This window comes from Exiguobacterium sp. EF_C8 (assembly GCF_054956715.1).
This window is the reverse complement of the sequence record NZ_CM143264.1, coordinates 18,824-32,686: the sequence shown is the minus strand read 5'-3', so window position 1 is coordinate 32,686 and position 13,863 is coordinate 18,824. Positions and strand designations below refer to the sequence as shown.

The 13,863-nt window shown below is 48.8% G+C and carries 17 protein-coding genes; 13 read left to right on the top strand and 4 right to left on the bottom strand.

Annotation, left to right across the window (positions count from 1 at the left end; all coding sequences use genetic code 11):
• Window positions 1–196 precede the first annotated feature (196 nt).
• The 10 genes from yycF to ACY2IG_RS00125 all read left to right on the top strand — a co-directional run bounded on the left by yycF (window position 197) and on the right by ACY2IG_RS00125 (window position 9,346).
• Window positions 197–904 (top strand): response regulator YycF, encoded by a 708-nt coding sequence (gene yycF / locus ACY2IG_RS00170; protein ID WP_023469844.1) that lies wholly within the window; start codon window positions 197–199, stop codon window positions 902–904.
• 2 nt (window positions 905–906) lie between these two features.
• Complete coding sequence (gene walK, locus ACY2IG_RS00165; protein ID WP_035411745.1) at window positions 907–2,757, top strand: cell wall metabolism sensor histidine kinase WalK; 1,851 nt, start codon at window positions 907–909, stop codon at window positions 2,755–2,757.
• Window positions 2,754–4,070: a two-component system activity regulator YycH gene (yycH, locus tag ACY2IG_RS00160; RefSeq protein ID WP_035411747.1), complete on the top strand. Its 1,317-nt coding sequence runs from the start codon at window positions 2,754–2,756 to the stop codon at window positions 4,068–4,070. Before walK ends, yycH begins: the two co-directional genes overlap by 4 nt.
• Before the next feature lie 6 nt (window positions 4,071–4,076).
• Window positions 4,077–4,913 carry a two-component system regulatory protein YycI gene (locus ACY2IG_RS00155; RefSeq protein WP_035411749.1) on the top strand — a complete coding sequence of 279 codons (837 nt, stop codon included), beginning with the start codon at window positions 4,077–4,079 and terminating at the stop codon, window positions 4,911–4,913.
• 10 nt (window positions 4,914–4,923) lie between these two features.
• Window positions 4,924–5,715 (top strand): MBL fold metallo-hydrolase, encoded by a 792-nt coding sequence (locus tag ACY2IG_RS00150; protein WP_290753792.1) that lies wholly within the window; start codon window positions 4,924–4,926, stop codon window positions 5,713–5,715.
• Window positions 5,716–5,821: 106 nt separating this feature from the next.
• Window positions 5,822–7,111, top strand: coding sequence for a S1C family serine protease (locus ACY2IG_RS00145; RefSeq protein WP_462618237.1), 1,290 nt, complete (start codon window positions 5,822–5,824; stop codon window positions 7,109–7,111).
• A 144-nt stretch (window positions 7,112–7,255) separates the two neighbouring features.
• Complete coding sequence (locus ACY2IG_RS00140) at window positions 7,256–7,417, top strand: CxxH/CxxC protein (protein ID WP_069201504.1); 162 nt, start codon at window positions 7,256–7,258, stop codon at window positions 7,415–7,417.
• A 72-nt stretch (window positions 7,418–7,489) separates the two neighbouring features.
• Complete coding sequence (gene rlmH, locus ACY2IG_RS00135) at window positions 7,490–7,969, top strand: 23S rRNA (pseudouridine(1915)-N(3))-methyltransferase RlmH (RefSeq protein WP_023469837.1); 480 nt, start codon at window positions 7,490–7,492, stop codon at window positions 7,967–7,969.
• Between the two features lie 116 nt (window positions 7,970–8,085).
• Window positions 8,086–8,844, top strand: a complete 759-nt coding sequence (locus ACY2IG_RS00130) for a hypothetical protein (protein WP_462618236.1) — start codon at window positions 8,086–8,088, stop codon at window positions 8,842–8,844.
• Window positions 8,845–8,869: 25 nt separating this feature from the next.
• Window positions 8,870–9,346: a GNAT family N-acetyltransferase gene (locus ACY2IG_RS00125; RefSeq protein ID WP_462618235.1), complete on the top strand. Its 477-nt coding sequence runs from the start codon at window positions 8,870–8,872 to the stop codon at window positions 9,344–9,346.
• Between the two features lies 1 nt (window position 9,347).
• On the opposite strand, the gene ACY2IG_RS00120 is transcribed toward ACY2IG_RS00125, so the two are convergent.
• The 4 genes from ACY2IG_RS00120 to ACY2IG_RS00105 form a co-directional block, all read right to left on the bottom strand.
• Window positions 9,348–9,722: a hypothetical protein gene (locus ACY2IG_RS00120; RefSeq protein WP_462618234.1), complete on the bottom strand. Its 375-nt coding sequence runs from the start codon at window positions 9,720–9,722 to the stop codon at window positions 9,348–9,350.
• Between the two features lie 27 nt (window positions 9,723–9,749).
• Window positions 9,750–9,902 carry a hypothetical protein gene (locus tag ACY2IG_RS00115; protein ID WP_290753778.1) on the bottom strand — a complete coding sequence of 51 codons (153 nt, stop codon included), beginning with the start codon at window positions 9,900–9,902 and terminating at the stop codon, window positions 9,750–9,752.
• A 156-nt stretch (window positions 9,903–10,058) separates the two neighbouring features.
• Window positions 10,059–10,298 (bottom strand): hypothetical protein, encoded by a 240-nt coding sequence (locus ACY2IG_RS00110; RefSeq protein WP_064300766.1) that lies wholly within the window; start codon window positions 10,296–10,298, stop codon window positions 10,059–10,061.
• A 15-nt stretch (window positions 10,299–10,313) separates the two neighbouring features.
• A complete protein-coding gene (locus ACY2IG_RS00105; RefSeq protein ID WP_462618728.1) occupies window positions 10,314–10,934 on the bottom strand; it encodes an HNH endonuclease family protein in 621 nt (206 codons plus the stop codon).
• A 192-nt stretch (window positions 10,935–11,126) separates the two neighbouring features.
• Between ACY2IG_RS00105 and ACY2IG_RS00100 the strand changes: the two genes are divergently transcribed.
• From ACY2IG_RS00100 to ACY2IG_RS00090, 3 genes are all read left to right on the top strand, one after another.
• Complete coding sequence (locus ACY2IG_RS00100) at window positions 11,127–11,324, top strand: hypothetical protein (protein ID WP_313586363.1); 198 nt, start codon at window positions 11,127–11,129, stop codon at window positions 11,322–11,324.
• A gap of 82 nt (window positions 11,325–11,406) precedes the next feature.
• Complete coding sequence (locus ACY2IG_RS00095) at window positions 11,407–12,594, top strand: DUF4317 domain-containing protein (protein ID WP_462618233.1); 1,188 nt, start codon at window positions 11,407–11,409, stop codon at window positions 12,592–12,594.
• A gap of 189 nt (window positions 12,595–12,783) precedes the next feature.
• Window positions 12,784–13,848 carry an alpha/beta hydrolase gene (locus ACY2IG_RS00090; RefSeq protein ID WP_462618232.1) on the top strand — a complete coding sequence of 355 codons (1,065 nt, stop codon included), beginning with the start codon at window positions 12,784–12,786 and terminating at the stop codon, window positions 13,846–13,848.
• Window positions 13,849–13,863: the final 15 nt, after the last annotated feature.

The window sequence follows — 13,863 nt, the reverse complement described above, 5'->3', positions numbered from 1 at the left end:
GGCTGTTTTTTGTGCGAAATGGTTCACAAACGGAAGCAAAAACAGGTATACTGAATACAGTGTTTCACGTGGAACCTCTCCCGTGAGACGACGAACAGTAGAGCGAGTGGCGCCGGGAGTTTCCGTCGCCACCTTTCTATATGCCGAAAAAACAGGTAAAATAGATTGAATAGAAATTTTTAAGGGGGCACACCCAGTGACGGAACGTAAAATTCTAGTCGTCGATGACGAGTTACCGATTGCAGATATACTCAAGTTTAAATTAGAAAAAGAAGGCTACCAGGTCGCGATCGCAAACGACGGCGTGGAGGCATTAGAAAAATTCGAGGAGTTCAAACCGGATTTGATGTTACTTGATATCATGCTTCCACTAATGGACGGGATGGAGGTCTGCCGGGAGGTTCGGAAGACGTCGAAGATTCCAATCATCATGCTGACAGCAAAGGATTCTGAAATTGATACGGTACTTGGTCTTGAGCTTGGTGCGAACGATTACGTGACGAAGCCATTCAGCTCACGTGAGTTACTCGCCCGCGTGAAAGTCCACTTACGCAATACGAGTCCGGAAGCTACACCACAACCGGTTGGACCAGGTCCACTCAAAGTCGGAGAACTGTATATCGATACGAATTCGCATACAGTGACACGTAAGGATCAAAAGATCGAGCTGACGCAGCGTGAGTTCGAATTGTTGCATTACCTCGCGAAAAACATCGGTCAAGTCATGACGCGTGAGCATTTGTTGCAGACGGTCTGGGGCTATGACTACTTTGGTGACGTCCGGACAGTCGACGTGACAGTGCGCCGTCTTCGTGAAAAAGTCGAAGATAACCCAAGTACGCCGGTCTATATCATGACGCGTCGTGGAGTCGGCTACTATCTCCAAGACGGGGAGAATGAATAACGATGTTAAAAGGAACGAACTTCTTTAAATCCATCCAATGGAAGCTTGTCGTCATCTATGCCTTATTGATTTTAGTGGCGATGCAGGTCATTGGTGTCTACTTCGTTCGTTCCCTTGAAAAGCAGTACATTACGAACTTCTCGAAGTCGGTCGAGGACCGGGCAGGTCTTGTCGCCTATAACGTCGGGAAGGAATTCGATAAAACAGGCGATGATGAAGCCTCCAAACGGCAGTTGTCCCAATCATTAGGGCAACTGCTGTCTGAGTTTAGTAATGGCTCCACCTCAAGGAACGACATCCTCGAAGTCCAGATTATCGATCAGGACTCGATCATCCAAGCGACATCGGATGACGAGAACCAGTCGGCGGTCGGTCAACGGGCGACGAATTCACTGATTAAAAAAGCGCAGGCAACGAGCTCGACCCGGACGGACACCGTACTCGATCCGGAATCAGAAGATAAGATCCGGATCTTTGCCGTACCCGTCACCTCGGAACGAGACGGTGTGACGACCGGGATGATTTATGTCCGTGCCTCGATGGAGTCGATCTATTCGCAGATGCAACAGGTCACGCGGATTCTTGCGACCGGAACAGTCATCGCCCTCGTCATCACGTCGATTCTCGGAGTCTTGCTGTCGCGGACGATCACGCGTCCGATTTCGGATATGCGGCGTCAAGCGATCGAGATGCGACGCGGGAACTTCTCGCGGAAGGTTAAGGTCTATTCGGATGATGAGATCGGGCAACTCGCTCGTTCGTTCAATGAATTGACGGATGAGCTGCTCGAAGCGAACGCGACGACGGAAGCCGAACGGCGGAAGTTGACGAGTGTCCTTGAGAACATGACCGACGGGGTCATCGCGACGGACCGGACGCTGCGCGTCATTTTGATGAATGATCAAGCGAAGGATATCGTCGGCGCTGACGATGCGAGCGTCGTCGGAACGAACTTGAAGGACCTACTGGCACTCGGTGACGATTTCATGATTCCGGAAGACGGCACGATGCCACCGCGTCTGCTCGATTTCAGTAGTGAGGACGAACTGTTCCTCGTCCGGGCATTCTTCTCGCCCGTCAAGAAACACAGTGGACCGATTACCGGGATGATCGTCGTCCTACATGACGTCACGGAACAGGAGCAGGTCGAACAGGATCGACGTGAATTCGTCGCGAACGTCAGTCACGAGCTCCGGACACCACTGACGACGATGCGCAGCTACCTCGAAGCCTTGGCAGAAGGCGCCTATCAGGATGAGGAACTCGCACCGCGTTTCCTTGAGACGACACAAAATGAGACGGAGCGGATGATCCGCCTCGTCACCGATCTTTTACAGCTGTCGAAGATGGACAGTAAGGAATATAAGATGAACAAAGTCCGCTTCGATTACATTCAGTTCTTGAATGAGATTCTCGATCGCCATGACATGACGAAGCCGGAACGGATTCGTTTCCGTCGTAAGATCATGAAGCGGAAAGTCTATATCCGTGGAGATCAGGATAAATTGATTCAGGTCGCAGATAACATCCTGACGAACGCGATCAAATACTCACCGGAAGGCGGAACAATAACCGTCCGGACGATGCTCCGGGCAAAACGGATCGTCATCAGCATCAAGGATGAAGGTGTCGGAATCCCGAAAGCGAATCTCCAAAAAATCTTCGAACGCTTCTATCGTGTCGATAAAGCCCGTGCCCGTAAAATCGGCGGAACTGGTCTTGGTCTGTCGATTGCGAAAGACGTCGTTTCGGCTCACGGTGGCGACATCTGGGCAGAAAGCGAATGGGGACGCGGTACGACGATTTACTTCACGCTTCCGTATGAGGTGATCGAAGAGGTGGATGCCGGATGAAGAAACAACACTGGAGTTCGCTGTTACTCGTCCTGCTCGTCGCCGGTTCGATCGCTCAGACAGCGATGCTCTGGACCTATCATCCAAGCAGTGAATCGATCGAGCGGGAACAAGTCTCGTTCAACGAGATCGATGCCTCAAAGACGATTGAAAGCAACCAGCTGATTAATCCGGAATTACTTGTCTATTCGGATCAGGAAGGGACGTACCAAACGCAAATCATCGGGCGGACCTTCCTCAACCGGATCGGTGCATCGTTCAATATCGGGGTCCTTGTCCTGACGGATAAAGCAAAGAACATCCCGGTCGGCGAGCGGAGCGTCGAGATGATTTTTCCGACACCGATCAGCGCAACGATGCTTGAGGAGTTACTCGGAGAAAAACAGATCGCGTTCTCAGAACCGATCAAACGGCTCTATCTCCTCGATTACGATGGTCCGATTCTCCGTCTTGAGTCGGCGACGGGGCGCCTAAAGGACTTTAAACTCGTCGGCGATGAGACGGTTCTGAAACGACTGTTCGCGTACGATAAGAAAAAACCGATGACGCGCGTCGAACTCAAAGGGGGCGATTATACGTATGTCGCGAGTGGTACGACACGGCTGGAACAAGTCTTCGTCTATGACGAGGTCGGGCAATCGCCGCAACCACTCGATCGCATCCGGAGTGCCTTCTTTGCTGAAAATTCGAACGTCCAGCAAATCAAGAGTCGCGATGATCTCGACGTCTTGACGGATGGCGTCAGCGTCTCGACGTACGACCGAAACTACAATGTCTATCGCTTCAACACGTTATCGCCGAACACCCAAAGCTCGACCGTTGATTACAGCACGCTCGTTAGCTACGTCAACATTCATGGAGGCTGGCTTGATCAAGAGACACAACGGAGTGGTTTCCGCTATTACTTCGATCAGATGAGTAAGAAGGGCGAGGAACAGACGGCGACGTTCCGGTTGTACTTGAACCGGTATCCGGTGTTCGGGGAGAGCGGTCCGTTGCTCGAACAGACGAAGTTCGATCTCGCGACACTGAAGATCATGTATGAAGAAAATCAAGTCCGGTCGCTCAGCCGCAGCATGCTTCGAGCGAAGCGGAAGTTGATCCTTCGGGAAGAGACGGTGCCGGCTGTCGAAACGGTTCTTGAACGTTTAAGACGCGCCGATCTCTTAAAAGAAATCAGTGGGATCCGGGTCGGATATGAGATGACGTATAAAATTTCAACGAGCCGCTACGCTGTCTTTGAGCCGACGTGGTTCATCAAGGTCGATGGGGTTTGGCAATCGATCAATCAAGCTGTCGGGAATGAGGGGTGAGGACGAATGGACTGGAGTAAAGCGAAGACCTTATTGATGCTGACCTTTTTGATCCTGAACGTCTACCTCGCCATTCAATTGATGGACCGGATGGTCGAGCCGCGGATCGTTGCGACAAGTGCGACCGGGAAATCGATCTTGAAGGATCGTCACATCGACGAGAAGAAACTGCAACCGGTCACACGTGACATTGGTTATTTGACGGCCGAAGTCGATGCGCGGACGCTGGCGCCACTTGCAAGTTCACCGATTCAGGATGCAGTCGCCTCCGTCAAGAATGATGTCGAGTGGTCGGTCCGGTTGACGAAACCGTATCGACTCGAAACGAAGACGATGCGGGATTCCGCTTCATCGTTCGTTCAAGCGTCCGTTCGGTATGGTGCCGAATATACATTTTGGAAGTATGATAGTAAGTATCAGGAGATGACATTCGTTCAGACGTATAAGGGACAGCCGCTCTATTCGACACCACAGCAGTCGCGTGAGGACGATGCGATGATCGGACCGTCCCTGCTCGTCTTGCAACTCAACGATGCGAAGGAAATCGTCAGCTACAAACAACGCCACTTGAACAAGGTCGTCCGGCAAGCACAGGACGTGACGTTGTTATCGGCAAGTGAAGCGATCGTCCAGTTGTCGGAGCAAGGTTTGTTCCCGGCATCGAAACGGTTGACGAGTCATAAGCTCGGATATTTCTGTCTCGTCACGGAAGGCACGGAATCCGTTCAAATCCTGCCGCCGACGTGGCAAATCGAGCTCGACAACGAGGAAGTCTACTTCGTCAATGCGATTGACGGCGGTGTCCAGACCGTCGAACGATTGGATACAGTCTCAGAGAAATGAGGAATGCACGATGAGCCTACACTACAGCGTCATGGCCAGTGGCTCGACGGGGAACGCCCTCTATATCGAAAGTGAACAGACCCGTTTGCTCGTCGACGCCGGACTGACCGGCAAGGCGATGCTCGCCTTGTTCGACCAGATCGACCGGTCGCCGCAGGGTATCGACGGTCTGTTCGTCACCCATGAGCACTCCGACCATATCAAAGGCGTCGGCATCATGGCACGCAAGTACAACATCCCGCTCTATGCCAATGAAAAGACATGGGCGGCGATGGAAGCGAAGATTGGTAAGATCGATCCGGCGCTGAAGTTCCTCTGGGAAGTCGGAGAGGTCAAGCAGTTCGGTGACATCGAGGTCGAATCGTTCAACGTCAGTCACGATGCAGCGGATCCGATGTTCTTCCAGTTCGCGCATGAAGGAAAACGATTGGCACACATCACCGATACCGGATACGTCTCGGACCGGATGAAAGGTGTTATTCGGGGCGCCGATGCCTATATCTTCGAAGCGAACCACGATATCGGTATGCTCCAGATGGGACATTATCCGTGGAGCGTCAAGCGGCGGATCCTCGGCGACTACGGACACGTCTCGAATGAGGACGCTGCGATCGCGATGAGCGAGGTCCTTGACGACCGGACGAAACGGATCCACATGGCCCACTTGAGCAAGGATAACAACATGAAAGAACTCGCCCGGATGAGCGTCTCCCAGACGCTCGCAAGCCGTGACGTCGATCTGAGTAAGATTCAGCTCCTCGACACGGACCCGGTCATTCCGACGCCGCTCCTGAAGCTTTGATTATGGGAAATTACTGAATATGCTCAAAAGACCCCCACATTTGGCTCACTTGCCACGTGATGGGGGTATACTTGTGTAAAGAGAGTCATAAAGGAGGCGTATGTCGATGGATCGACCGGAAGAACCACGGAACGAATCCGAACGATACGAACAGTCATCCGATGAGAGCGGCTTCCCGCCCCGTCAGCCGGCAACGAGCGAACCGGTCAGCCCTTATCGTGAACCATATGAAGAACAACCAGAACCCCCGCGTCGTCGCGGTGCCGGAAAAGCCTTTTTCGTCGGTCTGATCGGCGGAATCGTCGGAGCCTTGTTGATCGCCCTCATCGCGTGGCCGTTCGTCCGCGATGAGATGACGAGTCCGACACCGGTCTCGTCAACGGCAACGGAACAGACCGCGACACAGACGACAGAGGATGAAGCCGACATCGTCGGTGCGGTCGGTAAGACGAAGGAAGCCGTCGTGAGCGTAACGAACCTTCAGAGCTCGTTCCAAGGAACCGATCAGGAAACGGGTGCAGGGTCCGGCGTCATCTATAAAAAAGACGGCAATAAAGCCTACGTCGTCACAAACTACCATGTCGTTGAAGGGGCAAGTCGCTTGTCTGTCACGTTATCCGACGGAACAGCACTCGAGGCAAAAGTCCTCGGCGAAGATCCGACGTACGATTTAGCGGTCCTGTCGATTGATTCATCGAAAGTGACACAAGTCGCAAAACTGGGGGATTCGGATACGTTACGTGCCGGTGAAACGGTGCTTGCGATCGGAAACCCACTCGGAATCTTCGCGAACTCCGTCACGCGCGGTGTCATCAGTGCGCAGGAACGGACGGTTCCAGTCGATACGAACAAGGACGGACAGCAAGACTTCAATACAGAAGTCATCCAAACCGATGCAGCGATCAACCCGGGGAACTCGGGTGGAGCGCTCATCAATACAGCCGGTCAATTGATCGGGATCAACTCGATGAAGATTGCGGAAGCAAGTGTCGAAGGAGTCGGATTTGCGATTCCAATCAACGAAGCGTTACCAATCATGCGTGATCTCGAGCAAAACGGTGAAGTCGTTCGTCCACAGCTCGGTATTCAGATCCGTGACGTGCAGGAATTCCCAAGCGGATACCGCGAAGATCGGTTGAAATTGCCGAATGATGTCACGAAAGGAATCGTCGTCGTCGGTCTGACTCGTAATAGCGGAGCCGAAAAAGCGGGAATGAAGGCGAACGATGTCATCGTTGAGATCAATGGTAAAGAAATCGCGTCCTTCGCTGATCTAAAAAGCGTTCTCTACCGGGATGCAAAAGTTGGTGAAACGGTCAAAGTCACGTTCTACCGAGGCGGGGAAAAGCAGACAGCAGATGTGAAGTTGTCCGCGCAGTCTCCGACCGTTCAGTAAGGCGTAATCTCAAAACCATCCACAGGTCCGACCTGTGGATGGTTTTTTTGAGTGAGGAAACGTATGGCTTTTCCGGTCAGGAAGGTTGATATTTGTTATACTGGAAGCGGATAAATGTGGATAAGTGAAAGGAGGAGATAACCTGTGGATAAGTACGTTTGTTTAGAACATGTCGAACTCGCACTTGACGAAATCGTAGATGAAACAGAACAATACCCGATTCTCGATCAGCTAAATCCAGAAAAAAACATCACGTGTGAATACTGCGAGGCACCGGCAACATATCTTGTGTCAAGCAAAAAATAAATATCAACATGTGGATTTGTGGATAACTCTGTGGATAACTCCTGAATTTTCTGTCAGAAAGCGAGAAAAAAGATGCAAATTACCATCATTACGGTCGGAAAGCTAAAAGAGAAGTATTTGAAGCAAGGCATCGCCGAATATACGAAGCGTCTCGGCGCCTACTGTTCGATCCAAGAAATCGAGGTCGCGGACGAAAAGGCACCGGAGCAGTTGAGTGAAGCGGAGATGGCGCAAGTAAAGAAAAAAGAGGGCGAACGGATTTTAGCGAAGATTGGACCGGACGTTCATGTCCTTGCACTTGCTATTGAAGGAAAACAACGGACGAGTGAACAGTTCGCAAAAGAACTCGATCAACTCGCGACATACGGCAAGAGCAAAATTGCTTTCGTCATCGGTGGATCACTCGGTCTTGCACCAGAAGTGATGCAGCGTGCGAACGATACGATTTCGTTTTCAAAGATGACATTCCCGCATCAATTGATGAAGATGATTCTCTGTGAACAGATTTATCGGGCATACCGGATTAATCGGAATGAACCGTATCATAAGTAAACGTATGAATATCATTCTGAAGCGTCAAAGCACACCCTAAATGTCTTTGATGCTTTTTTATAAGTCAATATTTCGATTAATAAAAAGGACATGAAAATCATGGAGGTGGAGAATAGATGGGAGCTTGGGGAGTAGCGATATTGTCTGATGACATAGCAGAAGATATTAGCTTTAGATATAAGGATTTATTAGGCGACAACTTTACGAATGAAGAAGCAACGAAAGTTGTTATTGAAGAATACCTAGATGAGATAGACGATGAAGAAATTACAGCTTTTTGGTTATCTTTTGCCTTAATACAATGGAAATTAGGAAGACTTCAAGATGAAGTGAAAAGTGAGGCATTGCGTATCATTGATAGTGGTGTTGACCTTGATCGTTGGGAAGAAGATCCTAAATTGAAAAAGAAACGCGAAGTCATCCTTTATAAATTGAAGGAGAAACTTAACTCTCCTCAGCCACAAGCCAAAAAAGTACCAAAGAGATTCATAGCTGAAACAAATTTAAAGACCGGTGATGCGATTAGTTATCAATTACCATCAGGTGATTTCATGATTCTTAAGGTTATCGAAATCATTGAACAGTGGACGAAGGATCGATATCCTCTTTTTGAAATATGTGATTGTATAGGAAAAGAAATTCCTTCAAAAGATCAAATCAATCAATTAGATTTAAAGAAAGAAACTCAGGCGGATGGGGAATTATTATTTAATAAAATAGCTGTTTATCCTGCAGGAAAAAGAGACGATCCAACCAAACGTATAAAAGTGATAGCAGAAAATGTATCGATAAAATTAGAGACGGGGACCCCATATACTTTATTAACATGGAAAGACTTAGATGAATACTTAACTTGGAATCGTTACATAGAATAAACATTAAAAATGAATGGAGGACATAATGATTATTCAGATCATTGAAGAGGAAACACGTAGTCAGATTAAAGACTTTTTTACTGTGCACTGGGGCAGTTCACAAATGGTAACGTCAACAGGTGTTCATGATTGCAGTCTGTTGGATGGATTTTATGTTACGAATGATGATTATGAAATCATTGGACTGATCACCTATCATATTACTTCACAGACGTGCGAAATCATTTCACTGGATAGTCTTGAAGAAGGCAAAGGAATCGGCTCACGGTTGATGCAAGTCGTTGAGGAAAAAGCAGCACAGCAACAATGCAACTTGCTGACACTCGTTACGACAAACGACAATGAACGTGCGATACGTTTCTATCAACATCGGGGATATACAGTATCGCAGGTGATTCCAAATGCCGTGGGCCTTGCACGCAAAATAAAACCGGAAATCCCGTTATACAATGAAAAGGGAATTCCGATTAAAGACGAAATCGTCTTCATAAAACAGCTATAAGTTATCCATTCATTGTTGATGTTAGAACTTCTAAATAATCCTTTTCGCTCTTGAATTGATCGTTCACAATCAAATCTGGTGAAATCAAATAGGTTCCGGCATATTCCTCATGCTTAATTTTGAAATAGTATGTCTTAGGTGCGAGTAGACTTTTCGATCGATGAACCTGCTCTCGGGATAGTGGCGTCCAATTTGTCTGATCTTGCTGATTAGCGAAAGAGACAACAATCGATTGATCAGCTTGAATCAATACCACGAGGTCTTTTTCTTGTAAACGCGATGGATTGACGTGAGCGAGGATTGGGTCGGCAGACTTGGCGATAAAACCTCCAATAATGGAGTGTGACTGCTGTTCCTTGATGAACTGTTGAATCATAGTTATCCTCCTAACTAGATTTATGGATTACTCTGACTTTGCTTTCGTGATGATACCGATACCACAACCAAATAGCATGATGATACCAGTAACGAGTAATGCAGGCACGTGACTTTCTAGTGCCATATAGAGACCTGCACCACTTAAGATGACGCCGGTTGGGATCAAAACGTTTCGCATGAAGTATTCCTCCCTAAACGAATAATGACGTTGTTCTCACTATACCGGATAGAACGTCAGATAAAACGTATGCTTTAGTAAATAATGATAATCTGATTTTGAATATGTAGAATGAAAACAGACGCCGTCCATTAATTTGGACAGCGTCTGTTTTCATTATGTTCGTTCTAGTACATTGACGAGCATCTGATGAATGACATCATGATCCCGAACGTCATGGACACGATAAGTGCCGGGTAACGTATAGACGTCTATCGCCCCGACATAAGCAATCTTCAGTTCCAACGTCCCGTCTTCCTGACAGGTCGTCCGGAGTTCGAGTTCACCGCTGATGACCCCGACTTCTTGCGTCATGACACCATGTGTGGCGGTAAAGGTAGAGGTTTTCGTTTCCATCGAATCGACTCCTTTTTAGTATGTACATGTGTTCAACATCGTTTGTAGAGCTGTTTTTTCACTCGACTGTAAGCTGAGGTTCCAGCGGCTCTTCGTATTGATCCACATCTTTGAGTAGGCACAACTCGCACCTGCACGTGTCGGCTTCCATGTCGACGGATCCTGGTCCCCTTTTGAACGGTTCGAGCTCGCAGAGACAGCGATCAATTGCGGACCTGTCAAATCGTTTGCGAACGCTTGACGTGTCGTCGTCGTCCAACTGCTTGCTCCTGAGCGCCATGCTTCCGCAAGCGGTACGACGTGATCGATGTCGAGGTCAGACGGGTTCGTGAATGTCAGTCCGTCATAGTAACTATACCAAGAACCAGATGTAACGGGACACGATCCGACATATGAATCAGCGTCACGTTTTAAGACGACTTGTCGTGTATCACAGCCGCTTCCTTGACTGATCCAGTGCGGAAACAAATCGCGCGAATAACCGGTCATGCTGCCTTCTGTTTTAACAGTTAAGGCATCGAGTTGAGACTGGGCCGTCGCTTTCGACGAGATACCTGAGGGTAGTGCAGAAACGGATGTCGTATCGAATTGGAAAGCGGTCAGGCAGACGAGTGCAGTGATGACAATGGACTTGATCGCTTTGAACACGTGTCATTCCTCCTATGTATGAGACGAGATGATGTGAAGACACCCTTCACAATTTTTAGTATGGCCTCACTTATTTAGGAGAAAATGAATATCGTGTAAATGTTATAAAAATTAAATTTTTGTCATTATATACAAGGGTCTGATGTTAGGATTTAGGTGGAGAAGAAAGGGGGCTACATCATGAACGAACGAATCAGAGGATGGTTGATCGTGTGCGGTATCTTTTTAGTCGTAAGTGGCACGTTGACGGAAGCGCAACGTTATTTCAACACAAAAGAACTAGAAAATTGTATCGTGCAAGCTCGCGCTGCCCACCAGGAATATGAATATGAGATCGTTAATCCTGTCACACGCGCGTATTCGTTCCGTGCACATTGATTTTCTAAAAGATGTCGGGTCATCTCGCATATGGTACGCTTTTCAGGAAGCAGGATTTTAATGATTCGAGGAGCTGGTATGCATGAATAAAAAAGACATCGCCGACATCCGTCGTCACTTCAAGATGGATGCCGATTTACTAAAAATCCATGAAATCTACAACGTCTATATCCGAAAAGAGACGAGCGAAATCTATCATGAGGAAGCCCGACCGTTTCCGTTGCTTGATCCGGAGCAACAGGAGCTGTTCCTTGCGAACTTCAAGAAGGTACTAGGTGGAAAACTCGACGTCAAGCTGTTCGAGGTCAAGTTCACGCATCCAGAAGAAGGGGAGACGGGTCATACGCAACAGCTTCTTTATGAAGGACTGTATGCGGAAGAGCCGGAGGACTGGGTCGAACAGATGCAGACGATGGCGTTGAAGATGGTTCAGGACGTCCAGTACGAGAATGACCTCGTCGTCACGTTCATTCGCGGACAATACTATAAAACGACGAAGCGCCAAGCGGATGAGACAGAGATCGATCCGAATGACGACGTCTATACGACGCCGTTCATTCTCGGTAGCCTGAACTTAACAGAGTTACCGAAGCAATCGCTCGTCTTTGATTTCGTTGAACGCGAATTCAAGTCGAACTTGTTCATCAATCCGGTCATCAAACTGGCGTCGCCGATTGGTGGATTTCTCTTCCCGACCTTCACCGACAATGCGGCAGACGTCAATCATGTCTTGTATGCGGCAGGTAAGCCGAATAAACCGGATTTCGGCTTCCTTGAAAATGTCTTGAAAGGTCAACCGATCGTCACGGCAGATGAGGATAAAGCGATCTTCGAGGAAATCGTCAAATCGGTCGTCGGGGAATCGATGGATACGAAGACGTTAGCCGGTGTCTATGAAAACATCAACCAGTTGATCGTCGTCGAAGAGGATCAAGATGAGGAAGAAGTACCGATGCTCGACGTCCAAGAAGTCGAGCGTGTGCTCAAGGCAAGTGGTGTCGAAGACGTCAGCACGGAACAGGTCGAACGGGCGTTCAAGACGGTCGTTGACGATCCAACATACGAGATGAAGGCGAGTAACATCGTCCCGAACTATGAAGCGAAATCGATTAAAATCAATACGAAGATCGCAAATATCGCGATCAGTCCGCAAGACTTGAAGTACGTCAAACAAGTCAACTATCAAGGGAAACGATGCCTGTTGATCGAGGTCGAGGAAGACACGGTCATCGATGGCTTTACGATCGTTTCCCAAGAACAATTACGATGAGGATCAGCGCAGGCGACTGCGCTGATTTTTTTAGGTGAAACATTTGCTTCTGCTGTCAAAGACAGGTATATTGTGATGTAAGCGGTCTCTTTTTTAAAAAGTGGCATTCGAATTTTTTTAATGGTTATCGAAAGCGCTTTCGATAACCATTTGATAAGAAAGGAAGCGATCCAATTGTCTACCACATCAATGCAAGATTTACTGCGGACGTTACGAAATCGTTCATCTATCCATCAAGACGGACTCGAAATCGTCGATAAGCCGATTCCTGACGTCTCGACTCCGGGAACACTCGATCCGCGTGTCCGTGAGGTCGTCCTCACGCAGCGTCCATCGGTCTCGATTCCAGAAGGGGCGTCGCCAGTCGAACTGGCACGTGCCGGCATGGGGTGGGACAACGAAGACGTGACGACTCGGCAAATCTCAACGGATGTCCTCGCGATCCCAAGACCCGATACCACGATCGAAGCACGGCTGTATCGTCCGGAAGCGGCGCGTCCGCTCCCGCTCGTCGTCTATTTCCATGGCGGTGGTTTTTTCGGTGGCACGCTCGAGACGGTCGAGAATCCATGTAAGGCATTAGCCGATAAAGGGAACGTCGCCGTCTTGTCGGTCGGCTACCGATTGGCACCCGAGCATCCGTTTCCGACAGGACTTGAGGATTGTCATGCATCGATCGATTGGGCAGTCGAACACGCTGATCGACTTGGGATTGATCCAGGTGCGATCGCTGTCGCCGGTGATAGTGCCGGTGGGAACTTGGCGACGGTCTGTTGTTTGCTCGACCGCGAGCGTCCGACGCCGTATATCCGCTATCAAGTCTTGTATTATCCAGTCGTCAATGTCGGTGAACATCCGAATTCGGAATATGACTGGACGCTTGAAGCGTATGACCGACAAACGGAACCGCAGTTCCTCGAACGGATCATTCTCTCACTTCAAGATGAAGAAGGTATCCTCGAGCAATGGTATGTCCAAGCAAGTGATTCGAAGGATCCACGGATCTCGCCGTTGTTCGCGACGCTCACCGATTTACCAGAGGCAATCGTCATTACAGGGGAGTTTGATTACTTACGTCTTGAAGGAGAAGCATATGCGAAAAAACTCGCGCGTGCTGGCGTCAAAACACGCTATCTCCAGTACCGCGGAATGGAACATGCTTTTCTCGATAAACTCGGTCTTTATCCGCAAGCCGAAGATAGCTTAGATGAAATCGCGAAGGATTTAAAACGACTCTTTTCTCAAACTAATTAAAAAGGTGGATGACTG